This is a genomic window from Mesorhizobium sp. P160187 (assembly GCF_057766425.1).
On record NZ_JBYMDX010000001.1, the window covers coordinates 235870 to 257995 of the forward strand.

Genomic DNA, 22126 nt, shown 5'->3' on the forward strand with positions numbered 1-22126 from the left:
CGAGCCCATGACCGACGCTGTTTTCAGGAACTTCATCGACGGCCGCTTCGACGAGCCGTCCGCCACGTTCGACAGCGTCGACCCATCGGCCGGGACGGCCTGGGCCAGGATGCCGGCGGCGAGCGAAGCCGATGTCGACCGTGCCGTCGGGGCGGCGCACCGCGCACTGCGCTCAGACCTATGGCGAAGGAAGACTGCGACAGCGCGTGGAAAACTGCTGGTCAAGCTCGGCGACCTCGTCGCCGCCAATGTCGGGCGCCTTGCAGAACTCGAGACGCGCGACACCGGCAAGATCATCCGCGAAACCCGCGCCCAGATCGCCTATGTCGGCGACTACTACCGCTATTATGGCGGGCTTGCCGACAAGCATGAAGGCACGCATGTGCCTGTTGACAAGGCGGATCTCGACGTCACCATACGCAGCGAACCGATCGGCGTCGTTGCCGCGGTGGTGCCGTGGAATTCGCAGCTCTTCCTCTCGGCCGTCAAGCTCGGCCCGGCGCTCGCCGCCGGCTGCACCATCGTGCTCAAGGCCTCCGAAGATGGGCCGGCGCCGCTGCTTGCCTTTGCCGAATTGGTTCATGAGGCCGGCTTTCCAGCCGGTGTCGTCAACATCCTCACCGGCTTTGGCCATGATTGCGGCCGGCGCCTGACCAGCCATCCGCTGGTTTCGCGCGTCGCCTTCACCGGCGGTCCGTCGACGGCGCGCGCCGTCGTCAGGAACACGGCGGAAAACCTTGCCTACACCACGCTCGAACTCGGTGGCAAAAGCCCGGTCGTCGTCTTTGCCGACGCCGACCTCGACAGTGCCGCCAATGCGGTGGTCGCCGGCATTTTCGCGGCGACCGGCCAGAGCTGCGTCGCCGGCTCGCGGCTGCTGGTTGAACGTTCGGTGAAGGATGAATTCCTCGCTCGCCTGAAGCGCAAGGCCGAGGCGATTCGCATCGGCGATCCGCAGGATCCGGCGACCGAAATGGGTCCGCTCGCCACGCTGCGGCAGCGCGACTGGATCGAGAAGGTTGTCGCGGAAAGCCTCACCGCGGGCGGCATGCTGGTCACCGGTGGAACACGGCCAGTCGGCAGCGGCTTCTACTACGCACCGACCATCATCGATGCCGGCGGCAGCGACCTGCCCTGCGTGCGGGAGGAATTGTTCGGACCGGTGCTCAGCGTGCTTGCCTTCGACAGCGAAGCGCAGGCGCTGGCACTCGCCAATGACACTCCGTTCGGCCTGGCTTCCGGCGTGTTCACCAGCAATCTCGGCAAGGCGCATCGCATGGCGCGCGACATCCATGCCGGCGTTGTCTGGGTCAACACCTATCGCGCCGTATCGCCGCTCGTTCCGTTCGGCGGCTACGGTCTGTCGGGCCTCGGCCGCGAAGGCGGTCTCGACGCCATCAGAGACTACACGCGCTCCAAATCCGTATGGATCAACACCTCGGACGAGCCGATCCCCGATCCCTTCGTCATGCGCTGAGTTGCGCAGGACGCAGGTGCACTGAGAAAAACAAGAACAGACCAACAGAGGAGAATGACAATGAAATTGATTTTGACCGGCCTGCTGGCCGGACTGCTCGCGGCGACAGCCGCCAAGGCCGATGAGATGGCGTTCACCAGCTGGGGCGGCACCACGCAGGAGGCGCAGACCAAGTCCTGGGCCGCCCCCTTCGAGGCCAGCTCCAGCATCAAGGTTTTGCAGGATGGACCGACCGACTACGGCAAGCTCAAGGCCATGGTCGACGCCGGCAACGTCACCTGGGATGTCGTCGACGTGGAGATGGATTTCGCCATCAAGGCCGCCAAGGACGGACTGCTCGAGCCGATCGACTATGCGGTCGTGCCCAAGACCGATCTCGACCCGCGCTTCAGCAATGAGCATGCCGTCGGCAGCTTCTACTATTCCTTCGTGCTCGCCTGGAACAAGGGCGCGGTCGCGAGCGAACCGGCCGGCTGGGCCGACATGTTCGACACCAAGAAGTTTCCCGGCAAGCGGACCTTCTACAAATGGTCGGCGCCGGGCGTGATCGAGATCGCTCTGCTGGCCGACGGCGTGCCGGCGGACAAGCTCTATCCGCTCGACCTCGACCGTGCCTTCAAGAAGCTCGACACCATCAAGTCCGACATCGTCTGGTGGGGCGGCGGCGCCGAGTCGCAGCAGTTGATCGCCTCCGGCGAGGCCGCCTTCGGGCAATTGTGGAACGGGCGCGTCTTCGCCCTTCAGCAGGACGGCACCGATGTCGGCGTCTCCTGGAACCAGAACCTCACCGCCGCCGACGTGCTCGTCGTGCCGAAGGGTACCAAGAACAAGGCCAGCGCGATGAAGTTCCTTGCCGCCGCGACCAGCCCGACCGGCCAAGCGAAATTCGCCGAAGCAAGCGGCTATGCGCCCATCAACACCAAGGCCAAGGCGGAGATGCCGGCCGATTCCGTCAAGGCCCTGCCAGATGCCCATGTCGAGGGCCAGATCAACCTGGACATGAACTACTGGGCCGAGCATCGCGACGAGATCGCGACGCGCTGGTATGCCTGGCAGACCAAGTAACGCCGTTGCAGACCGACGGGGCGCGGCTTGCGCGCCCGTTTCGAGACAGGACCGCTCGATGCAAGGAAATTCTCCTAGACGCGGCTCGATCGTCGGCCTGCCGACCGGCAGTGGCAGCGCCTTGCCGGCCCTGCTCCTGGTCGGGCTGTTCTTTATCGTGCCGGTGGTCGCCCTGCTGCTGCGCAGCGTCACCGATCCCGAACCGGGCTTACAGAACTACGCGGCGCTGTTCGGCAGCGGCACCTATGTGCGGGTGTTCCTCAACACCTTCCTGGTTGCATCGGTCGTAACCGCCGTCACCATCCTGGTGGCGTTCCCCGTCGCCTGGATGCTGGCGATCATGCCGCCCGCCCTGGGCTCGATCGTCTTCGGCATCATCATCCTGTCTATGTGGACGAACCTTCTTACCCGCACCTATGCGTGGATGGTGCTGCTGCAGCGCACCGGTGTCATTAACCGGGCACTGATGGGCCTGGGCATCATTCACGAACCGCTGCCGCTCATCAACAATCTGGCCGGCGTCACCATCGGCATGGTCTACATCATGCTGCCCTTCATGATCCTGCCGCTGGTCGGCACACTGAGGTCGATAGACCCGATGACGCTGCGCGCGGCAGCCCTTTGCGGCGCAAGCGCGTTCGAGGCCTTCCGCCGCATCATGTTGCCGCTGTCGCTTCCCGGCGTCGCTGCTGGCGGCCTGATGGTCTTCGTCATGTCGCTTGGCTACTTCGTCACCCCGGCCCTGCTCGGTGGCACATCGAACATGATGCTGGCCGAGATGATCGCCCAGACGGTGCAGTCGCTGCTCAACTGGGGGCTCGGCAGTGCGGCCGCCTTTGTCCTGCTTGCCGTCACCATGGCGCTCTACGCGATCCAGTTTCGCCTGGTTGGGGCCAGGCGCGCCGGGGGAGGGACCTGACATGCTGCTCGACTATGAACGGCTCGGATGGCTGCGGATGGTGCTTGGCGGCTTCACGGCGGCCGTCACGGCTTTCCTGCTGCTGCCGGTGGTCTTCATCGTGCTCCTGTCATTCGGCTCGTCGCGCTGGCTGGCCTTTCCGCCACCCGGCTGGACGCTGAAATGGTATCAGCAATTACTGGGCGACCCGACCTGGATCGATGCCGCTCTGACCAGTGCCCGAATTGCCGCCATGGCCGCTATCCTCGCCGTCATCATCGGCCTGTTCGCCTCCTTCAGCCTGGTCAGGGGTGAGTTTCGCGGACGCCAGGTCCTGCGCGGCTTGCTGTTGGCGCCGATGGTGCTGCCGGTGGTCGTTTTCGCCATCGCCATCTACGCCTTCTTCCTGCGCATCGGCCTTGCCGGCACCACGGTCGGCTTCGTCATCGCCCACACCATCTTGGCGCTGCCTTTCGCCATCATTCCGATCACGGCCGCGCTCGAGGGTTTTGACAAATCCATCGAGGACGCGGCCATCGTCTGCGGCGCCAGCCCGCTGCAGGCGAGGCTTAGGATCACCTTGCCGTCGATCAGGATCGGCATCTTCTCGGCGGCGATCTTCTCTTTCCTGGCCTCATGGGACGAGGTCGTGGTGGCGATCTTCATGGCGAGCCCGAGCTTGCAAACCTTGCCGGTGAAAATCTGGGGCAGCCTGCGCGCCGACCTCAGCCCGGTCGTCGCCGCCGCCTCCAGCCTGCTTGTCGGCTTGACCTTGTGCCTGATGATCGTGACCGCACTCCTTCGCAGAAAATTGTCCAGATGATCCCTCCCTTCCTGTCCATACGCGCAGTAAGAAAGACGTTCGGTGCCTTCGTCGCCGTCCACGACGTCACCATCGATGTGCCCAAGGGCGAGTTCCTGACGTTCCTCGGCCCGTCGGGCTCCGGCAAGTCGACCACGCTGTACGCCATCGCCGGTTTCCAGGATCCGAGCTCGGGCGATGTGCTCCTGGAGGACAGATCGCTGCTTTCGGTGCCGTCGCACAAGCGCAACATCGGCATGGTGTTCCAGCGCTACACCCTTTTTCCGCATCTGAGCGTCGCCGAGAACGTCGCCTTTCCGCTGCGCGTGCGCCGCCGGCCCGACGGTGAGGTCAAGCGCAAGGTTGCCGACATGCTGGCGCTGGTGCGCCTCGAAAACTTCGCCGACCGCCATCCGGGCGCGCTGTCTGGCGGCCAGCAGCAGCGCGTGGCGCTTGCACGCGCGCTGGCCTACGACCCACCGATCCTCTTGATGGACGAACCGCTGTCGGCACTCGACAAGAAGTTGCGCCAGGAGATCCAGGCCGAGATCCGCCGCATCCACCGCGAGACAGGCGTCACGATCCTCTATGTCACGCATGACCAGGAGGAGGCGCTGCATCTTTCGGATCGCATCGCTCTGTTCAGGGAAGGCCGTATCGAACAGATCGGCACCGGTGAGGATCTTTACCTCCGGCCGGCGAGCGAGTTTGTCGCCGGCTTCATCGGCAACTCGAATTTCCTGCCGGCCGAGCATCTGCTAACCGCAGGTGGCGCGTCGACGGTCCGCCTGGCCGACGGCTCGATCGTGACCGGCGTAAAGACGACAACATCCTTTGGTCAAGGTCAAAAGGTGCGCCTGATGGTACGCCCCGAAGCCTTCCGCCTGACGCCCGGGCCAGCGAGCGCAGCACTCGGCGTCGAGATCGTCGATACCGCCTTCTTCGGCGACCGCCGGCGCATCGTGGCGCGCACGGCGGCCGGAGAAGATATCGACGTCAGGCCAACCTCCGATGCAGAGGAAGCGGACAGCGCCATCGCACCGGGTCAACGCATTTTCTTCGATCCTGCCTCGGCATTCCTGTTCCCTGGCTAGGGCTTGGATTGCGCCCTGTCAGGTCGATTCCATTGCGGCATGAAAGTCCGCTTGTGAAAATTCGTGCTTAGAAGCTGACAGTCCCCTTTCGGCCCCTTTTCAGTCGTTCAATGTCACCTGTGCGGATGGCCGCACCTAGTGCAAAAAGCAAGCGGGACGTCGGCGATGAGATTTAGACGATCGCTCGAAGCTGCGCGTTGTTCGCTATTGCCGTTTGGCCAAGCGCACGCCAGCGCCACCGCCGTTTTCCGAAATGAACTCGATGCCCGCCCTTTCCAGGGCACCACGGATCGCATTCCGATTTGCTATTGTGATTGGAGGGACGCCATCCGCAGCTTCTGCGCGCCTAACTGTGGCTACTCCCACGCTCGCCGCATCGGCCAAATCTTCGGCACTCCAACGTATTAATCCTCGCGCTCCTCTGATCTGGGCGCCCATAATTTCTTTCATATCATCTAATTTCAAGTTGATCACTTATGGCTCATGTGATATGAAATCGCTCACATAGTTTTTCTGCTTCCAAAGTTTCATAGGAGCAGGGGCTCACATTTGGACTCGGCTGAGGACGTGCGTCGGGGAGTCATCCCAGCCTGACCACAACCAAGCTTCAGGAAACTCGGATCATGGCTGATTCCGACAATACCACGACTTTGCCTCTCGTCACCCGCCGGAGGGTAGTTGTGGCGGTTGCAGCTGCGAGAACCTGTCCTTCCGCCAACGGGACATTCAAGCCTGAGGATCTAAGAGCCGAACACCTTCACCCTTTTGACCAGCGGATAAGAATTCGACACCCGCCTTTATCAGGGCCGCCTCAATGGCCTGCAAAGTGCTGATCCGGGAATCTACCTTGCCGTTTTCCAACCGGGTCAGAGCGTTCAGCGACACGATTGCCTTGTCCGCAAGCTCCTGCTGCGACCAACCAAGCAAAGCTCGTGCGGCTCGAATCTGTCGTGGACTGACCATGAGGCCACAATCGGCAGGCAGATTTTCTTTGCCACCAATAGGGTCATTTTGCACCCCATAAGGTATATAAAATGGCGAGTCGACCTGCAGATCACATCGGTGCGGAGAGCCCGGCGCGTGGCGACAGACTCTCTGTCCGGCTGACTAATGGAGGATCGAAAGGCCTTGTTGAAACCGCAACGCTCAGTCCTCCTTCGGACGGGGCCGAAGCCGAAGATCGAAAGCGACCCGCATCCCGCCGATCAGCATGTCGGCAGGCAGATTGCGACGGTTCGCGTCCAATCGGACGTATCGCAAGCCCAGCTTGCCCGATCCATCGGCATCAGTTTCCAGCAGCTGCAGAAATACGAGAACGCGCGCAATCGCGTGAGCGCGTCGATGCTCTACGAGATCGCCAGTTCGCTCGGCGTTCCTGTCGGCCGCTTCTTTGAAGGCCTGCCGGGAAACGATGAAACCCGCGTCGAGGCGCGGCCCCTGCCGGTCGATGAGCGCCTGGATTTCATTGCCAGCGCGGAGGGCCGGCGACTGATTGAAGGGCTAGTGAAACTTCCGCCGCGTGTGCGCGGTCGCGTCTCGTCCCTGATCGCGGCGTTAGGAGAAGAACTGGCCCAGCTAGACACAAAGGCAGATAGCGAGACGGGCGGCGAGTCCCCGCCGGCGGAATGCAAGACGGTGTGAGCGGTCGGTCGGGCCGTCAGCCGAATTTTCGTGCAGCGGGCAGGGCGATGCGGCCGCAAGTCGGGGACACTTCGATTTCGACGCCGAACGCCCGCGATCGGGTCGCGAATCCCTCGAGGATGTCTCGCGCCGCGCTTCCAGCGACGGCGACGGGTACCAATCTGCCCGTTGCTGATCCGAGAGACTGAGCTTTCGCGCCGATCACGACGGGCAGGAGGTCTATTCCTGCGAGGTTTCCGCTCCCATCATAGCGGCAGGCCGCGACGATGCTTTGCCAGACTTCCGGTGGATCCCATTCGGTTTCCTTCGGGTGGACGTGGAAAAGGAAATTTCCGAGGCCGTAGAAGATCGGCGAGCCATTGTAGATTTCCACTGCCTGCAGCACCGGAGCACCGTGGCTGACGAACAGGTTGGCGCCGGCGTCGATGCACATCCTGGCAAAGGCCTGCACCCAGCGCGGCACGTTCTGCCAACCTGGTTCCCAATGATGGTGGTGCAGATAGGCAATGACGAAATCGCCTTGTGCCGCGGCGTGCCGGATGGCGGACAGATGGATGGCTGCGCTCTGCTGGTCGACTTCGATGAGGCGGCCGAAATCGGCGGCTTGCGTGAACACGGTGCCGTAGAAATTGATCTCCTTGCCGGCTGCCACCTCTACCGGGTCCTCCGGTTGCGCATAGTTGGCCAGTTCAAACGGGGAGCTTTGCAAATGGGCGCCCAGCCTTGCCAGTCTGCTGAAATGTCCGTCCGGCACCCCCATCTTGCGAACGGTGCTCAGGCGATTGACGCCCGGCCGAGCCGGCCGGAAGGCCGTACGGTCTTCGGCATACATGTTGGTCGGGCCAGGGCCTGCATCCATCGCAAGAAGTGCGACCTCGCGCGCGCCCAGCTGGCGGCGGCCCGGTTTCCTCGCATCCGTCTCGTCGGCCCCGATGCCGGCATGGAGGAAGCCCCGCGCTTCCACCTCCTCCAGCGTCGACAGGATGCCGCCAACGCCGAGATCGAAGGCGTGGTTGTTTGCGAGCGCAAGCGCGTTGAAACCGTTCGCCTGCAATGCGTCGAGCACTTCAGCCCTGGAATATCCGAAGTATTTGCCCTTGGTCGGCCACCCGCCGTGCTTGCCCAGGATCGTCGACTCGAAGTTGGTGAAGACGACGTCGCCTTGTCGCAGGAAGTCCGTAACCGCGATGAAGCGTTCGTCTTTGATGTCACGGATATCGTGCTTGATCAGGGATTGGCCGGTAACGACCGCGCAGAACTGGTCTTTCATGGGGCTCGCCTTGAAGGAGGGGAGGGCGCTGGCATTCCGACCGGCGCCACGTCAATGTCGAAGTCGGTTGCTGCCTATTGCGCGACTGCAGGCGAGATATCGCTTTTGAACCATTTCAGGCTCAGCGCCTTGATCGTCCCATCCTTGGTGGCCGCGTCGATGGCCGCGTTGAACCTGGCGAGCAACTCCGTATCGTCTTTGCGCAGACCTGCGCCGACGCCCGGCCCCCAGAGCCCGCCATTCAGTTCAGGGCCGAAAAACACCACATCCGAGCCGGAAGGCGTCTCCAGAAAATCTCGCCACGTGAAATAGTCGGCCAGACCGCCGTCGATGCGACCTGCAGCAAGATCGAGCTTCATGTTGTCCTGGCTGTCATAACTGCGGATGGTCACGACATCGCCCAGCATTTCCTTCACCACTGCTTCCGAATTCGACGAGCGCAGGGCCCCGATCGCCCTGCCGGCGAGTGTCGATCTGAGGCGCTCGATGGTCGCCTTTTCCTTGTCGCCGATGGTCGAAAGGTTGACCTTCTGCTTGATGTCGCCGGCGTCGAGGCCCAGGTCCTTGCGCACAACGAACTGGTTGAAGCCGGTGGCGTAGGGGATCGAGAACGCGATCGACTGCTTGCGTTTTTCCGTGATCGCCATGCCGGACATGATGACGTCGAACTTGCCGACAAGCAGTGCCGGGATGATCCCGTCCCAATCCTGCGGGACGAAGGTACATTTGATCTCGATGCGACGGCACAGTTCCAGTCCGACATCGATATCGTAGCCATAGAGTTGACCGTTCGCGTCGGTGCTGTCCCAGGGAGGCGAGGCGCCTTCGGAGGCGATCGAAATGACGCGCTCGCTTTGCGCGCCGGCCGGGAATGCCGGCATCAGGGATGCGATAGAAACAGCAATAGCCAGGGGTATGCGCATGATGCACCTCTTCGTTGGTTTGGATGGAGAAAGGGGAGCCCAGAACCTGCGGCGTCAGGGCAGGGGCGTCGTGATCTCTGGGTCAGGTAGGGCGGGGCGCAATCGCACCTTTCGTCGACGCACCGGGTGGCCGTCAGTCGACAGTCGCCGCTCCAGAAACTGCATGGCTTTTACGGCAATCGAGGTGAGCGACAGGTAGATCGCTCCGGCTACGATGAAGATCTCGTACGGCGCGAACGTGGTCGAAACCATCTGTCTCGCCATGCCCGTGATCTCGAGCAGCGTCACGGTGCTCGCCAAGGACGAGCCCTTGATCATTCCGACGATCTCGTTGCCGTAGGCCGGCAGCGATATCCGGAAAGCGATCGGGAAGGTGACCAGGCGAGCGATCTGGAAGCGTTTCAAGCCGAGAGACGTGGCCGCCTCGGTGACACCCTTGGGCACGGACTGGAGACCACGGCACAGGATCTCGGTGGTGTGCGCCGCGCTGTTCAGCGAGAATGTCAGAAGGGCGCACCAGAAAGGGTCGCGCAGGATGACCCAGAAGATGCTGGCTCGCACTGCCTCGATCTGAGCGAGGCCATAATAGAGCAGGAAGAGTTGAACAAGCATCGGCGTTCCGCGGATCACATAGGTGCATGAGAGCACCGCGAGCGAGAGGCCGGGACGACCGAACGCGCGTATGAAGGCCAGCGGCACGGACAGAAGAAACCCGGCCGTCAGCGACAAGACCGTCAGGGTCAATGTGAGACCAACTCCCGAAGGCAGGACAATCATTGCGTCAAACATCAAGCCGAGGTTCATGGATCGCTCCCTCCTACCGGCCAAGCGCCGGATAGCGCCGCTCAGCCAGCCGGATCGACAGCAGCGTGACGGTGGTCAGCGAGAGATAGAGAGCGGAGGCCGCAAGGTAGAAGGTCAATGGTGCGCGCAGGGATCCGGCCCCCACATACGCAACGCGCATGATGTCGGTCAGGCCGACGATCGAAACCAGTGCGGTATCCTTGAAGAGCGAAATCCAGAGATTGCCATATGCAGGCAGCGCCAACCGCAGCATCTGTGGTCCGATGACGAACATCCAGCGCTGCCAGGCGTTCAGCCCAAGCGACTTTGCCGCTTCGGTTTGGCCCGCTGGCACTGCCGCAATCGCGCCGCGGAACACTTCGGTCGCATAACCGCTGAAAACGACCGAGAGCGCGACAACGCCTGCGGTGAATGCGTTCACCTCCACATACCGGCCGGCGATCTTGCTGGCGAGCGTCGTTCCGCCGAAGTAGATGAGCAGGATAACGAGAAGTTCTGGTACACCACGGACGACTGTGGTGTAGGCGGTCACGACCGCGTTGAGGCGCGGCTTTGCCGTGCCCTTCGAAATCGCCAAAAACAACCCAAATGCCGTACCAAGGCAGCCGCTGAGAAGGGCCAGGCTTATGGTCACGGTGAGTGCGACAACAAACTGACTAGTAAAACCACCCATGGGGCGCGTTCCTCGACTCGCAATTGCCGTAGGATACCCCGGTCTTTCTCGCCAAGACCAAGCCGTATAACCCAAGGTTGCGAATTGCTATATTTGTAATTTGGAGTTAATTTGAGATATTAGCTAATTCTAGCGTTTGAAATTACACACTCAATCCATAATTTTTATTATTTTATCTATAACGCGCCGTTATATACTGAGGTGGTTCGGTGCTCCTCAGGATGGCGATTTCTGCTTCCCGGGTGATTGTCAGGGAAAGGCGCGCAAGGAATGGAGTTGTTGCAGAGCGACCTCAAGCTCCGTCAGCTGAAGGTCTTCCGGGAAGTGTTGCGGGCCGGTTCGACTAGGCGGGCGGCGGCTGCGCTCGGGATAAGCCAGCCGGCCGTCAGTCAACATGTGAAGCAGCTTGAGACCACGCTCGGCATCACACTCTTCAAGAGATCAGCCAACCGCATCGTCCCCTTGCAGGAAGCCTGGGAACTCCTGCGAAACGTAGAACTGGCCCTGACGTCGCTGGATCGCCTGGACGCGTCGATCTTCGCTATGAAGAACGAGGAAAAGCAGCGGATTGCGATTGCCGCGCCCTCTGTTTTCGGTTTCGTGACCTTGCCCAAGGTCGTGGCGATTATCCGCTCAAAGACCGCTTCGAATGTCCGGTCGATTTCTGGAAGCTACGAGCAGATCGGCGAACACATCCTGGCCGGCCGCGCCGATCTTGGAATTTCGAGACTGCCTCTGGATCCAGGCTTGTTTGAATGGGCGCCGCTTGGGTCGGCACGAAACGTATGCATTTTTCATCCCGACCACCGCTTTTCAAAACAGACCTGTATCGAGGCGCAAGACCTGGCAGGCGAAACGATCGTCGATATCGATCCCCAGTTTGCCGCCCACCAGATGAACTTCAATGCCTTGCGCTTCGCCGGCGTTGAGCCGGACATACTGGTGGAATTCGATTGCAACGGTCACGAAGCCGGATACGTTTCGGCTGGCCTGGGCATTTCGATCACAAACGAGATCATCGCACGTGAGTACGCGGCGTTTCAGCTGGGAGTAAGGCCAGTGGAACCGTCCGCGCTCTATCACTACGTGGCGATTTGGCAGAGGGGCAGGACCTTTTCCAACGCCTTGAATGTATCGCTCGAGGCGATAATCACAGCGTTTTCGAAGACGCCGACGAGAGAGCAACAGTTTCTCAAGACGTCGTCCTAGCCGGCCATGGTTTATTTCGGTTGGGACGTGCCGCATAAGGCCCAACCGGGAGGCTTTCTGCGAAGTGGCGCGAATGGCTAGCCTGAACGGCCAAACTGATAGCGAGCGCTCCGCGAACGGCTGGATCGACGGCCCCTATCCGGCGCAGATGGTGCCGTTGGCCGTTCCCGAAGCGGTGCAGGAATTGGTGGCTTCCAGTCTAGAAGTCCAGTCTCGCCCAATGGGCGGCCCTACGCCGCCTTAAGCGCAGGCAATTGCGGGATTACGCTCACCAGGCAGGGTGCTGGTCTGGACTGGCACTGGCAATCCGAAAAGCGGACAGACCTCCCAGAGCGCCGGCAGCTTGTTGCAGAGCTTGCGCGCTCCACGCCGTCCTTTCATGGCGCGGCGAAGTTTCTGTGTCGCGCTCGCAGGGCACCAACTCGCCGCTCCCTGGATCCTTGGGGAGCGACGAGCGCGGGTTGCTACCGAACCTTCCGCCGTCGTTGAACTATGCTGGATAAGTCCAGCTACTCCAGATCGATTGCCCGCCGGCTCATGCTGGCGGGCTTTTTGCGTCAGCCGGGAACATTCCCGCTCCAAGGCAGTTCGGTCACACCCGGCTCGTTCTTCAGCGGTCCGGCCGGTGACCAAGATGCGTCCCTCACTCGTCATGGTCGGCCCGCGCAGCCTCGGAAGCCGGCGCGGGCCATCCATCACAAAGCCCGCTGATCCGACCGACGGGCTTCTTCAGTTTCACCACGCAAAGAAGGACCGGTCGTGAACTGACCCCATCGAAGTTGGACGGTTCATTGAGTTGGTAGGTTTAATGGCTGGTTCCTGTATTGCACAGGGGCCAGCCCTTTCAAGCCCAGATTCCAATTTCCGGAACCATTCAGCGCCATGGATACACGCTCTGCGGGGTGGCTGATCAAGAGCCGATCTGCCCTCACATCATACTTGACGCATCCTCCCTGGGGGGATACCGGTGGGCATGTCCGAAGGCATCCATAGTTCTCATCCGGCTATCGTGAAGCGCTTAAAGCGCGCACAGGGGCATCTTGCATCCGTGCTTGGCATGTTCGAGGCGCAGCGATCCTGCCTGGACCTGGCGCAGCAACTCCATGCAGTGGAGAGCGCCATCAGCAGCGCAAAGCGAGAACTGATCCACGATCATATCGAACATTGTCTGATCGACACGGAAGCGGGAGGCAACTCGCTGGCAGAGCTCAAGCAACTGGCGAAATACCTATGACCAGTATCGGCGCACGCGTCTTGGATTGGTTCGGCTTCGGGTCACATGATCATGACGCGCATGCTCATGACGATGGCTCGCACGGCCATACGCACGGGGTCATCGACGCAACGATTGCAACCACTGACCGCGGCATCTGGGCCGTCAAATGGTCGTTCGTCATCTTGGCCATGACGGCGGCATTGCAGATGGCCGTGGTGTTGGTGTCACGCAGCGTGGCGCTGTTGGCCGATACGATCCACAACATAGGCGACGCCACAACCGCCATTCCGCTCTGGATCGCATTCATGCTGGCACGACGCAAGCCGTCACGGACCTTCAGCTACGGCCTTGGCAGGGTAGAGGATCTGGCCGGTATCATTATCGTGCTGATCATTCTGTTCAGCGCCATCGTCGCCGGGTACCAGGCTATCGAGCGCCTGGTCAGTCCGCAGGCAGTGACTCATCTCGGTTGGCTGACCGCGGCGGGCATTGTCGGCTTCCTCGGGAATGAGGCCGTCGCGGTGTTTCGCATCCGTATCGGCAGGGAAATCAACAGTGCGGCGCTCGTCGCCGACGGCTACCATGCCCGCACCGACGGGCTTACCAGCCTTGCAGTGGTCATCGGCGCCATGGGCGTCTGGCTCGGATTTCCACTGGCCGACCCGATCATCGGGCTTCTCATCACGGTCGCTATATTCGGTATCGTCTGGCAATCGGCGCGCTCAGTGCTCACCCGCATGCTCGACGGCGTCGAGCCGGGCGTGATGGCCGAAATTCAGCATGCCGCTGCGCATGTGCAGGGTGCTCGCGTTGTCGACGCCAAGGCCCGCTGGATTGGCCACAAGTTGCATGCCGACATCGCTATTGCAGCCGACGGAACCTTGCCTCTCTCAGAGGCAAACAAGATCACGGCGGCGCTGGAGAACGAACTGTTCGAACACATGCCGGCGCTCGCAGCTGCCAACATCCGGTTTTCGACCGACCAAGGTGAGCACGAGCATCCGCACTCTCATGATCAGGGCGAACATCACGGCCACCAGCACTGACAACTGCCGGAAACCACTCGCTTTTGCCGGTCTCGGCTGATGTTCCAGGCGCTTGTCGAATTTCAGCGCTCCATATACCTGGCGCTCGCAGATCAGATAAAGCTGCTGTCAGTTGGCGGTGATTGGCTTGCGTTCCTTGCCTTTCTGCCGATGGGCCTCCTGTTCGGTGCGGCACATGCTCTGACGCCTGGCCACAGTAAGGCTGTCTTGGCGACTTACCTTGCAGGTTCGGATGCGAAGGTTTCGCGCGGCCTCCTGGTGTCGATTACGCTGTCCTTCACTCACGTGGCGACAGCGGTGCTGATCGCCGTATTCTCCCTGCCGCTCGTCTCGATTGCATTGGGCAGCGTTGGACGCGCACCACTGCTTGAGGGTGTGAGTCGCGGTCTGCTCGGGCTGATCGGCGTCTGGATGCTTTGGCGTTCGGTGAGCCACGGCCACCATCACAAGCATGAGGGCGAGGCCGTTGGAGTCATGGCCGGTTTGATTCCGTGCCCGCTGACCCTTTTTGTCATGACCTTCGCGATTTCCAGAGGGGTGCCGGGAGCTGGAATTCTGTTCGCAATCACCATGATGGTGGGCGTGGCCCTAACGCTGTCCAGCGTGGCGGTACTGTCGATCTTGTTTCGGGAGCGCCTGGTGCATTTTTTCGACAGCAGGCCACGGCTGTTCGATACCATATCGCGAGCAATCGAAGGCGCAGCGGGCCTTGCCCTCGCCAGCGTAGCGGTCTGGCAACTTACAGCCGGATAGAGCCACAGCTGTCCACAGACCCTCTCCTTTCTTAGGAAAAGGCGATGAGAAGCTGCGGCACGCAAGGCTGCTGGATTTCTGGGAGGATGATGGAAATGGCCGTGCCTAAGAAATAGCGCGCCACCTACGCCTGGATGTACGGCGCCCAAGCGCGCAAGGATGGCAAGGAGCGTGAGGCGCCAGCTTACTGGCAGGAACATGCCGATGCGTGGCTGCAGGGCTTTGACGGTGTGGCGATGGCTGGTTTTGGTAAGACCAAGACCGTCAAAGACGAGATGGAAGCCGAGGTCGACGAAGCCGCCGTCGAGCGGCCCGCCGAATAGCCATTTTGCCGTATGCCGTATGGTCGTTTTTGATTGAAGAAAGGGCTTCGTTGGGCCTATAGAGATTGCGTTTACCATTGCCTTTTTGGGAGGATGCGATGGTTGCAACGCCCATAGAAATCGCTCAAGCCGCTACTGCGACTACGGCCACCTTGCTGAAGTGGCAGAAGTCCATGGAGGAACGCGCCACGTTTCGCCAGAACATGGATCAATCGCGCAGGGCGATTCAAGCCTCACGCGATCTGCTGAAGCGCCTTCGTCAACGTCATCGCGACGACATGGCGGAAAGTTCGGAAAATGCCAACCCGTCTACTGCGCCGATATCGCAACGCGCCGGCAGCTAGCGGGAGGCGACCAGAGCCGATGTGATGGGTAAAGTTTCACTGGCCGTTCCTTGGGTGGGCAGGCAAGTTAAACTTTGTCAACGAGCGGCCTTTTTCGCGCTCGCGGAAGCGCCACGTGGCTTTCGACCAGGCGCACGTGCTCGGCGTCGACAGTCACCAATGGCCGGAGGCTGACGGTTACCTTGTCCCCGTCGATGCGTGTGACAGGGCCGATCAATTCCATATGCTGGCCAATTACAGCCTTCGAAGTCGAATCGACAACAGAATGCGGGAAGTCGTAGGAGGGGATCGTCACGCTTATGCGATCGGGCGTCACGCGGCCGCGCACAATCGCCGTGACTGCGACCTCGTCGCCAACTTTGATAGTTCCCCGAGCCATGCCCAAGACTTTGGAGCAGCCGGCGCCAGCGTCAAGATGAGGGGGAGCTAATAAAACCCCTCCGCGCCGCGATGCAACATCCAGCGCTAATGCGGATTCCACCTTGAAAGATCGATTCCCCAGGTCTTATAATCCGTAATTAGCCTATTGGAGGTGGAGGGAACTGCGATGGGCGGCACAGTTCAGAACACAAACTCAGACAGTGTGGAGTGGCCGAAGCCTGCTGAGAATGGCTGGTCCGCGTTATAGAGAAGGGCAAGGAAGACAGCTGATCGAGCTCGAATCTTATGCCATGGCCTCTGCGGAAGGCCAACGGATCCGTCTAATCTCGAGAAGTTCGGTCGCGAGGCTTTGCCGGTCCTGTCCCATTCCACTGGATGAACTGCGCGTTCTGGCCGGTGATACGAGCCTTTGAGCTACGGCCGAGTATGGTGAGGCCACGGAGACGATCCGGATCGAAGGGCAAGGAACAGCTTGCCTGCCCCCTTCAGCATTTGGACTTAGGTCTGATTGCTCCGCGTAAATGGCCGAAGCCGGAAACATTTCTCCTTCTACTTTGTTGCAGTGGCCGTGCCGCTGAGGAGAACATGCACAGCGCCTCTATCAAATGAACTGCGCGACGTACCTTTAGAATTCCAATGCCCCTCCTGTTCACGCGCTATGGTGAGAAGGGGATCCTGGCTGAAACGATTGCCGGTTTCAAATGCGATAGTTGCAGGTCCAGAGTGCGGATCGGCTACCAAGAGAAGCTGGCCATATTCGAGCGGCACCTTAGAAAGGTGAGCGCCAGCACAAAGTCAGTGAACAACCGCCCTTGTTAGCGGCCGCTTTAGAGATCGGGTGCAGTGGGTACACGGGCTTTTCCCCGCTATCCTTTTTTCTCCCGGCCCCGCCACCGTCTATTATCGGCGGCTAGGCCGCTATCACCTTCTGAGCGGGCTAGCGATGGAGTGCCTTGGACGGTGAAAACGATTCCGGCATCCTCAAACGCTTTGCGGATGGCGGCGATGTTGTGGGGACGCGGCTTCCTGAATCCGTTCTCAAGATCGCTGATCACCATTTCGCTAAGATTGGCCTTGGCGGCAAGTCGCACACGCGGCCAGTTCAGTAGGGCTCGTGCTGCTCTGACTTGATCTGCTGAGAGGAAGGTTCGGCTGTCCATAGCCAGTCGAACATTTAGTAACGCTAAACTGTTCCTCTTGACCTTCTGCGATTTCTAACGGTGTGAGGCCGGCCTGTCGCAAGCCGTCATCGATTGTGGCTGCAACCTTTCGGACGGTTGTTACCTCGGCTCCAACAAGACGTGCTGCCTGCATTCTTGCTTGGAGATCAGCCAAGCGGGCAGCCAGGGCTTGCGTCCTCTCGAGTTCAGGGTTCGTCATGTTCATTGTCCAGCTGAGTGGCAATTTGAATTTGTCCGGCTGAGTATCGTTTGAATGCACACACTCGCCACCCAAGGGTGGCGAGCGTGGGTTCGTTCGAAATCTCAGTCGTAAACTTTCACGATCTTGCGGGTGCCCGGATCGACCAGGACCGTGCGGTTGTCGACAACCACGTAACGGTATTTGACGTTCGGGACCTCGTGGATCTCAACAGTTTCCGGCAGAGCTGTCCCGACGTTCAATTCCACGCCGGGAAGGTTCACCGAAGCCAAGGGCTGCTTCTTGACATACTCACGGATGACCGTGTCCTGTTCCGGCTGGATGATAATGTCGTCAGCGGCGGCGGAGCCGATCCCCGCCAAGAGCAACATGGCTGCGGCGGTGTTCACGAAGTGCATCTTCATATCTTCTCTCCTGCAAGGACCGGCACACGACGATCATCGTCCCGCACTGCCCGGCAACCAACTTTGAACCGGGGTAAACGTTCCCGCCTACGCACCTTTGTATAATCCGATTGGTCTAAAGTCCGACCGTACAACGCAATGGTCTTACCTTTGGACCAGGCGGAACGGATTAGGGCTTCAGCTTGTTGGTTCTCCACAACGGGAGAGAACAAATGGATCAAAGTGTTGGCCAGGCGCGATGGTTGCTCGCACCGATTTTTGCAACAGCCGTTACCTTTCTGGTAATGGCGGTCGTCCTTAGCTGACATGTCTTGGATCGGCGCAGCCAGGTCCCTTCCTGCGCTGATAGGATTCGCGAGTTGCTTGAGCGGCTGGCGAATCCTCTATTTTACCGTGCGCTGGGCCTGCTCCTTCAGCAGGCGGGGCGCTTCGTTCAGCTCATGTAACTTGGGAGGTTTACTATGGATCGGCGATCCTTTTTGACAGCGATATTTGGCGTTGCAGGGGCAGCAGCCTTTGCAAGCGCGGTCCGGCCTATCAACGCATTGGCCGGTGTTCCAGCGGCCAAAAGCGGCATTCTCGAAGAACTCGACGCGCCAGACGCCTTCGACAACGAAGGTACTCACGCGGAAGTGGAGCCGGTCAACCATCGGCGCTACTACGACCAAGATTACGACCCAGACTACGACCCAGATTACTACGACCGGCGCCGCCGCCGCCGGCGGGGCTGGAGAAGAGTCTGCCGTAGTTACTGGCGACACGGGCGCCGTCGGGTCCGGTGCTATCGCCGACGTGGTCCTTCGATCGTCTTGCGATTTTAGCTAGTCGGCTGCTTCTGCCCATGGCCCGTTCCGGCTGACGTGCTGAGAACGGGCCGGTACGATTCCTTTTTCGTGGCAAACGCAATCCATCTGTCCAAGGGCACTCATCAGCAGGGCCGATGGACCTGACTTACAGCTTGGTGGTGTCGCTGTGGTGCGCCAGGAGCGGTCTGACGATCCCTCTTGTGCAGCCCTTCGGCTGCCGCCAGCCTAGGAAGGCTTTTCGGAACGTTTGGTTCTGGCCGTTAGGCCACGGGGCCAAGCTCAGCCATCAGGACACCCCGCAGGCGATGAGCAGCGGGGCCTGGTAAGGCCCGGCGACCTCCTTTTGACATACGGGGAGAAACCAAGAAGGGCGCCGAGCCTTACCGGCGCTGCTTTGAGGGAGCGACGCCGGACGAGATGAGAGTAGGCGATAATGCTAATCTCTGCGGACCATGCAAATGAAGGAAAGCCGTGTGCAATTCTTCGCTATCCAGCCACGAACCTCTGCCTTTCGGACATGGTCGCTCGATCGAAGATGAAGAACGCCTGATGTAGCTGCTCGACTTCGTAGAGCCCGACCCAGATATCGAACCCTGTCTGGCCGGTGGCATCGAAGTCACCGGGACCGATGACAGGGAAGGCGACGACCATGGCGAAGCGGACGACGAGCGCGAAGCCAACGATGCCGAGTATGGCTTCATAGAGGGAGGGCAAGGCCTCTAATTGTCCGGTCGAGAATGAATAGCCGGCTGCCTGACGGTGGCTGGCTTCAGTTTTTGTGTGGCACGATGTAGCGACTGCTCACCGCACCCGCCCCTGTGCCCCGCGTGACGACAATCGTGCTATACCCGGCTGGAACGGAACCTGTAGCGGAGGGATCGATCGAACTGCATCGCCCCACGATCTCCCCGTTGGGAGCGCCCTCGAGCCTCACGGATAACGCCAACTGGCATGTGTCAAGGGATCCGAACATGGACGGTGATGTATCGAGTGGCTTGCAAACTCCCTGGGCGGGACTGCAAGAAAGCAAAATCATCACAGCTGCAGTTGCCGGATCCATTCGTGAAGCTCCGTTGTTCGACGAGCCTCAACGCAGAATAGCGAGCTTTGTTTCGTCGGTGCTAAAATACGAGTTTTCTGGTCTGGCTCACGGTGGCGGGCTTTCCATTGTCACAGCTTTCGCCTCTCAATTGTCCCGATCCCGAACGGTAAAACAGCGCGATCGGGTCTCAGCCACAGGCCGACGACTATTTCGACCTAATGGTCTCGGAGCGAGCGCGGCTGCCCCATCCACGGTGTAGAGCGTGCTCCAGCTCTACAACTTACAGCGAAGGTTTCGTCTTTGAGATCGTCGAGCGCCGCGGCTGTCGCGGTTACCGGGCTCCCAACGCTCTCTTCCGCATTGCCGGCAGAGGCGAACACTGCGACCAAAAGGCATGCCAAGGATCTGACCGTTACGACGTGAGATGGCCACTGGACGGATATGGCAAGGGAACCTTGGATCGATCCTGACCATGCCGGGCCGATGCTGACGCGCATGCCGTTGGCTCATCGAGACCGAGGAATTCGCAGAGACCATTCATGCTCGCTAACTGCGCATCTCCATGTCAGTCGTCGTAGTCGGGAAGAAATCCATTTCGTTGCCGAAGCAAGTTCGTGACCGTGAAATCAGCTAACCGGCGCCGAAGGAGCGTCAGCATGGCGACGCCGCAGGCGAGACGCCGGGCCGCCGCCCCAAACGAGGGTGCCGTTTCAAGGCTGGTGATTTCGCCAGAGCACAGGGTGCGATTCTGACTACGCACAAGTCAGACGCTGTCATGGCGATGCTGGGTTGGCCGGGCGTAGCGGCTTCGAAGCCGCCGATTACTAGTATTCTCGCTCTGTGGCTGCCGATTCTGCGATTAAGGATTGGATGAATAGGCATGGGGGAGAAAGGCCGCTATTCTAAGCCTCATTCCCCCTCGATGCAGGAATAACGAGATCATGGAGTAGGAAAATCTCATGCTATACGGCGGAGGTTCTTACACGGGCGAGATTCACACCCGCCCAACCACAAGGCGCCCATCCGCTGCCCGATGGACGGTGGATAGAGTTTTGGTGCCATGAGCCAAACCCACACATTACAACCGTCATCTATCCGCTTCCCGGTACAACCACGGCTGGTGCCGGCGATCAAGGCGGCGCGTTATCTCCACCTGACGCTGCGGGAATTCATGGAATTGCTGCCCGAGTTGCAGGATCAAGGCTTTCCCAAGGCCTGCCCAATCACCGGCAACTACGACATGGTTGCGATCGACGCCTGGCTCGATCAACGCTCGGGTCTTGCAGGATCAGGATCCGGCGCGCAGTCTAGCATTGACATTGCAAGAGCGAGGCTGGCGACCCTTGGGTAAGATCAAGTTGAAGCACTACGTCATCCGTAAGGGCAAATACGGCTACTGGCTGCCGACGCCGAAGATGGTCGAAGCTGGCTTCAGATGCATTTCCTGTGGAATCGACGGGCCTGAGGCTTGGACGATAGCCCGGGAGTGGGAAGACCGCTGGCAGGAACTCCGCAAGGGCAGGGAGCCGTCGCGCCTGCATGTATGGCCAAAGGATTCCATCGGAGACGCCTTTGCACGCTATCGCCGCATGGATGCATGGAAGCGCAAGCCACCGCGCACCCGCGAGGATTGGGAGCGCGGTTGGACCTTCATCGAGCCGTACTTCGCCGACCTGCCGCCAGCCGACATCACCCTCGAGCTGCTCGACGACTGGTATGGCCGTCTGCTGCGGGTCAAAGGTGTCGACATCGCCTACCGTGCCGTAAAGACGTGGCGTTCGCTCTATAATGTCATGGCCGGCATGAAGCTATGCCCGCCCGGCTCCGACCCATCGCAGGCGATCCGCCGCCAGACGCCACCACCGCGCCACCAGACCTGGACGGCAGGCGAGGCGGTGCGCATGGTCAAGGGCGCCTGGCGCGCCGGCTACCGCGGACTGGCCTGCATCATCGCCGTTGCGTGGGACACGAGCTTCTCACCCGTCGACGTGCGCACGCTCAAACCGGCGCAGGCAATGCAGACAGCACAGGAATGGGGTTTTCTGATTGCACGCAGCAAGAGTGGCGAGGCGGCTTTCGGCACGCTGTCGTCACGCACGCAGCGCCTGGTGCTGGCCTATGTCGAATCACTAGGCGTCACCCTGCTTGACGATGCGCCGATCTTTCGCTCGCGCGGTTTCGCGCCGGGCCTGAAGGGCGGCCGGCCGCGCGCCGGCGTGCCTTACACGAAGGATTCTCTGGTCGACGACTTTGCCGATCTGCGCACGCTGGTATTCGGGACATCGGAGAAGCGGCGGCTGATGGACATGCGGCGTTCCGGCGCGGTCGAGGCGAATGCCGGAGGCGCGTCGGTCGAGGCAATCTCGGCCAAGATGGGCAATTCGATCGACGGGAACAAGGCGCTGCAGAAGACCTATATGCCGGTCAATCTGGCCGCCGTCCGCTCAGCCGATGCCAGCCGCCGCAAAGGCAGAAAGCTGCTTGGCCTGGAACGGAACGAATACAGAAAGTTGAAACTCTCCGGAGAATGAGAGTTGAAACTTTTCAAGGGGCGGTAGCTAACCCCTTGAAATGA

General features: G+C 60.5%; 24 protein-coding genes. 14 read left to right on the forward strand and 10 right to left on the reverse strand.

Annotated features, from left to right (window positions below; all coding sequences use genetic code 11):
* Positions 1–7: 7 nt before the first annotated feature.
* From AC3CCE_RS01120 to AC3CCE_RS01140, 5 genes are read left to right on the forward strand one after another with little or no spacing between them, the layout of a single operon-like run.
* On the forward strand, positions 8–1477 hold the full coding sequence (locus AC3CCE_RS01120) for an aldehyde dehydrogenase (protein WP_352624442.1): 1470 nt from the start codon (positions 8–10) through the stop codon (positions 1475–1477).
* A gap of 60 nt (positions 1478–1537) precedes the next feature.
* Positions 1538–2542, forward strand: a complete 1005-nt coding sequence (locus AC3CCE_RS01125) for an ABC transporter substrate-binding protein (protein ID WP_023816752.1) — start codon at positions 1538–1540, stop codon at positions 2540–2542.
* Between the two features lie 58 nt (positions 2543–2600).
* On the forward strand, positions 2601–3461 hold the full coding sequence (locus AC3CCE_RS01130) for an ABC transporter permease (protein WP_023825144.1): 861 nt from the start codon (positions 2601–2603) through the stop codon (positions 3459–3461).
* Position 3462: 1 nt separating this feature from the next.
* On the forward strand, positions 3463–4263 hold the full coding sequence (locus tag AC3CCE_RS01135; RefSeq protein ID WP_352624444.1) for an ABC transporter permease: 801 nt from the start codon (positions 3463–3465) through the stop codon (positions 4261–4263).
* Positions 4260–5336 (forward strand): ABC transporter ATP-binding protein, encoded by a 1077-nt coding sequence (locus AC3CCE_RS01140; protein WP_023825142.1) that lies wholly within the window; start codon positions 4260–4262, stop codon positions 5334–5336. The genes AC3CCE_RS01135 and AC3CCE_RS01140 overlap by 4 nt, the downstream gene beginning before the upstream one ends.
* A gap of 204 nt (positions 5337–5540) precedes the next feature.
* Here AC3CCE_RS01140 and AC3CCE_RS01145 read toward each other — a convergent pair whose 3' ends face one another.
* Complete coding sequence (locus AC3CCE_RS01145) at positions 5541–5786, reverse strand: hypothetical protein (protein WP_023804518.1); 246 nt, start codon at positions 5784–5786, stop codon at positions 5541–5543.
* Positions 5787–6062: 276 nt separating this feature from the next.
* Positions 6063–6299, reverse strand: a complete 237-nt coding sequence (locus AC3CCE_RS01150; RefSeq protein ID WP_023716174.1) for a helix-turn-helix domain-containing protein — start codon at positions 6297–6299, stop codon at positions 6063–6065.
* 165 nt (positions 6300–6464) lie between these two features.
* Between AC3CCE_RS01150 and AC3CCE_RS01155 the strand changes: the two genes are divergently transcribed.
* Positions 6465–6977, forward strand: coding sequence for a helix-turn-helix domain-containing protein (locus AC3CCE_RS01155; RefSeq protein ID WP_245260152.1), 513 nt, complete (start codon positions 6465–6467; stop codon positions 6975–6977).
* 16 nt (positions 6978–6993) lie between these two features.
* On the opposite strand, the gene AC3CCE_RS01160 is transcribed toward AC3CCE_RS01155, so the two are convergent.
* From AC3CCE_RS01160 to AC3CCE_RS01175, 4 genes are all read right to left on the reverse strand, one after another.
* Positions 6994–8247: a CapA family protein gene (locus tag AC3CCE_RS01160; RefSeq protein WP_023731779.1), complete on the reverse strand. Its 1254-nt coding sequence runs from the start codon at positions 8245–8247 to the stop codon at positions 6994–6996.
* Between the two features lie 74 nt (positions 8248–8321).
* Positions 8322–9170 (reverse strand): transporter substrate-binding domain-containing protein, encoded by an 849-nt coding sequence (locus AC3CCE_RS01165; protein WP_352624447.1) that lies wholly within the window; start codon positions 9168–9170, stop codon positions 8322–8324.
* Positions 9171–9224: 54 nt separating this feature from the next.
* The gene (locus AC3CCE_RS01170) at positions 9225–9974 is read right to left on the reverse strand and encodes an ABC transporter permease (RefSeq protein ID WP_352624449.1); all 750 of its coding nucleotides are present in this window, start codon (positions 9972–9974) and stop codon (positions 9225–9227) included.
* 13 nt (positions 9975–9987) lie between these two features.
* Complete coding sequence (locus AC3CCE_RS01175; protein ID WP_352624451.1) at positions 9988–10647, reverse strand: ABC transporter permease; 660 nt, start codon at positions 10645–10647, stop codon at positions 9988–9990.
* Positions 10648–10917: 270 nt separating this feature from the next.
* On the opposite strand from AC3CCE_RS01175, the gene AC3CCE_RS01180 reads away from it, so the two are divergent.
* The 6 genes from AC3CCE_RS01180 to AC3CCE_RS01205 all read left to right on the forward strand — a co-directional run bounded on the left by AC3CCE_RS01180 (position 10918) and on the right by AC3CCE_RS01205 (position 15538).
* A complete protein-coding gene (locus AC3CCE_RS01180; RefSeq protein WP_023825138.1) occupies positions 10918–11856 on the forward strand; it encodes a LysR family transcriptional regulator in 939 nt (312 codons plus the stop codon).
* A 973-nt stretch (positions 11857–12829) separates the two neighbouring features.
* On the forward strand, positions 12830–13090 hold the full coding sequence (locus AC3CCE_RS01185; RefSeq protein ID WP_023684828.1) for a metal-sensing transcriptional repressor: 261 nt from the start codon (positions 12830–12832) through the stop codon (positions 13088–13090).
* Entirely contained in the window at positions 13087–14118 is a 1032-nt protein-coding gene (locus tag AC3CCE_RS01190) for a cation diffusion facilitator family transporter (protein ID WP_488377070.1), read from the forward strand. Before AC3CCE_RS01185 ends, AC3CCE_RS01190 begins: the two co-directional genes overlap by 4 nt.
* A gap of 39 nt (positions 14119–14157) precedes the next feature.
* A complete protein-coding gene (locus AC3CCE_RS01195; RefSeq protein WP_023684830.1) occupies positions 14158–14871 on the forward strand; it encodes a HoxN/HupN/NixA family nickel/cobalt transporter in 714 nt (237 codons plus the stop codon).
* Between the two features lie 134 nt (positions 14872–15005).
* Positions 15006–15194 (forward strand): hypothetical protein, encoded by a 189-nt coding sequence (locus AC3CCE_RS01200; RefSeq protein ID WP_023699951.1) that lies wholly within the window; start codon positions 15006–15008, stop codon positions 15192–15194.
* 98 nt (positions 15195–15292) lie between these two features.
* Complete coding sequence (locus tag AC3CCE_RS01205) at positions 15293–15538, forward strand: hypothetical protein (RefSeq protein ID WP_023723634.1); 246 nt, start codon at positions 15293–15295, stop codon at positions 15536–15538.
* A 1247-nt stretch (positions 15539–16785) separates the two neighbouring features.
* Here AC3CCE_RS01205 and AC3CCE_RS01210 read toward each other — a convergent pair.
* From AC3CCE_RS01210 to AC3CCE_RS01225, 4 genes are all read right to left on the reverse strand, one after another.
* On the reverse strand, positions 16786–17079 hold the full coding sequence (locus AC3CCE_RS01210; RefSeq protein ID WP_081726963.1) for a helix-turn-helix domain-containing protein: 294 nt from the start codon (positions 17077–17079) through the stop codon (positions 16786–16788).
* Between the two features lie 324 nt (positions 17080–17403).
* Entirely contained in the window at positions 17404–17703 is a 300-nt protein-coding gene (locus tag AC3CCE_RS01215; protein ID WP_023669226.1) for a DUF1236 domain-containing protein, read from the reverse strand.
* A 383-nt stretch (positions 17704–18086) separates the two neighbouring features.
* Positions 18087–18353: a hypothetical protein gene (locus AC3CCE_RS01220; protein ID WP_155923348.1), complete on the reverse strand. Its 267-nt coding sequence runs from the start codon at positions 18351–18353 to the stop codon at positions 18087–18089.
* A 642-nt stretch (positions 18354–18995) separates the two neighbouring features.
* Entirely contained in the window at positions 18996–19223 is a 228-nt protein-coding gene (locus AC3CCE_RS01225) for a hypothetical protein (RefSeq protein ID WP_352624455.1), read from the reverse strand.
* A gap of 1388 nt (positions 19224–20611) precedes the next feature.
* Here AC3CCE_RS01225 and AC3CCE_RS01230 point away from each other — a divergent pair.
* Both AC3CCE_RS01230 and AC3CCE_RS01235 read left to right on the forward strand, forming a co-directional pair.
* Positions 20612–20902, forward strand: coding sequence for a hypothetical protein (locus AC3CCE_RS01230; RefSeq protein WP_023731498.1), 291 nt, complete (start codon positions 20612–20614; stop codon positions 20900–20902).
* Complete coding sequence (locus tag AC3CCE_RS01235; RefSeq protein ID WP_050589311.1) at positions 20895–22082, forward strand: protein kinase family protein; 1188 nt, start codon at positions 20895–20897, stop codon at positions 22080–22082. The genes AC3CCE_RS01230 and AC3CCE_RS01235 overlap by 8 nt, the downstream gene beginning before the upstream one ends.
* The last annotated feature ends 44 nt before the right edge of the window (positions 22083–22126 follow it).

Bases quoted from the DNA above. Each gene is read 5' to 3' on its own strand.
- AC3CCE_RS01125 (WP_023816752.1), top strand. From the start codon at position 1,538: ATGAAATTGATTTTGACCGGCCTGCTGGCCGGACTGCTCGCGGCGACA.
- AC3CCE_RS01230 (WP_023731498.1), top strand. From the start codon at position 20,612: ATGAGCCAAACCCACACATTACAACCGTCATCTATCCGCTTCCCGGTA.
- AC3CCE_RS01135 (WP_352624444.1), top strand. From the start codon at position 3,463: ATGCTGCTCGACTATGAACGGCTCGGATGGCTGCGGATGGTGCTTGGC.
- AC3CCE_RS01220 (WP_155923348.1), bottom strand. From the start codon at position 18,353: ATGGTTGACCGGCTCCACTTCCGCGTGAGTACCTTCGTTGTCGAAGGC.
- AC3CCE_RS01210 (WP_081726963.1), bottom strand. From the start codon at position 17,079: ATGGACAGCCGAACCTTCCTCTCAGCAGATCAAGTCAGAGCAGCACGA.
- AC3CCE_RS01215 (WP_023669226.1), bottom strand. From the start codon at position 17,703: ATGAAGATGCACTTCGTGAACACCGCCGCAGCCATGTTGCTCTTGGCG.
- AC3CCE_RS01160 (WP_023731779.1), bottom strand. From the start codon at position 8,247: ATGAAAGACCAGTTCTGCGCGGTCGTTACCGGCCAATCCCTGATCAAG.
- AC3CCE_RS01185 (WP_023684828.1), top strand. From the start codon at position 12,830: ATGTCCGAAGGCATCCATAGTTCTCATCCGGCTATCGTGAAGCGCTTA.
- AC3CCE_RS01140 (WP_023825142.1), top strand. From the start codon at position 4,260: ATGATCCCTCCCTTCCTGTCCATACGCGCAGTAAGAAAGACGTTCGGT.
- AC3CCE_RS01200 (WP_023699951.1), top strand. From the start codon at position 15,006: ATGTACGGCGCCCAAGCGCGCAAGGATGGCAAGGAGCGTGAGGCGCCA.
- AC3CCE_RS01150 (WP_023716174.1), bottom strand. From the start codon at position 6,299: ATGGTCAGTCCACGACAGATTCGAGCCGCACGAGCTTTGCTTGGTTGG.
- AC3CCE_RS01120 (WP_352624442.1), top strand. From the start codon at position 8: ATGACCGACGCTGTTTTCAGGAACTTCATCGACGGCCGCTTCGACGAG.
- AC3CCE_RS01180 (WP_023825138.1), top strand. From the start codon at position 10,918: ATGGAGTTGTTGCAGAGCGACCTCAAGCTCCGTCAGCTGAAGGTCTTC.
- AC3CCE_RS01130 (WP_023825144.1), top strand. From the start codon at position 2,601: ATGCAAGGAAATTCTCCTAGACGCGGCTCGATCGTCGGCCTGCCGACC.
- AC3CCE_RS01145 (WP_023804518.1), bottom strand. From the start codon at position 5,786: ATGAAAGAAATTATGGGCGCCCAGATCAGAGGAGCGCGAGGATTAATA.
- AC3CCE_RS01195 (WP_023684830.1), top strand. From the start codon at position 14,158: ATGTTCCAGGCGCTTGTCGAATTTCAGCGCTCCATATACCTGGCGCTC.
- AC3CCE_RS01165 (WP_352624447.1), bottom strand. From the start codon at position 9,170: ATGCGCATACCCCTGGCTATTGCTGTTTCTATCGCATCCCTGATGCCG.
- AC3CCE_RS01170 (WP_352624449.1), bottom strand. From the start codon at position 9,974: ATGAACCTCGGCTTGATGTTTGACGCAATGATTGTCCTGCCTTCGGGA.
- AC3CCE_RS01175 (WP_352624451.1), bottom strand. From the start codon at position 10,647: ATGGGTGGTTTTACTAGTCAGTTTGTTGTCGCACTCACCGTGACCATA.
- AC3CCE_RS01205 (WP_023723634.1), top strand. From the start codon at position 15,293: ATGGTTGCAACGCCCATAGAAATCGCTCAAGCCGCTACTGCGACTACG.
- AC3CCE_RS01190 (WP_488377070.1), top strand. From the start codon at position 13,087: ATGACCAGTATCGGCGCACGCGTCTTGGATTGGTTCGGCTTCGGGTCA.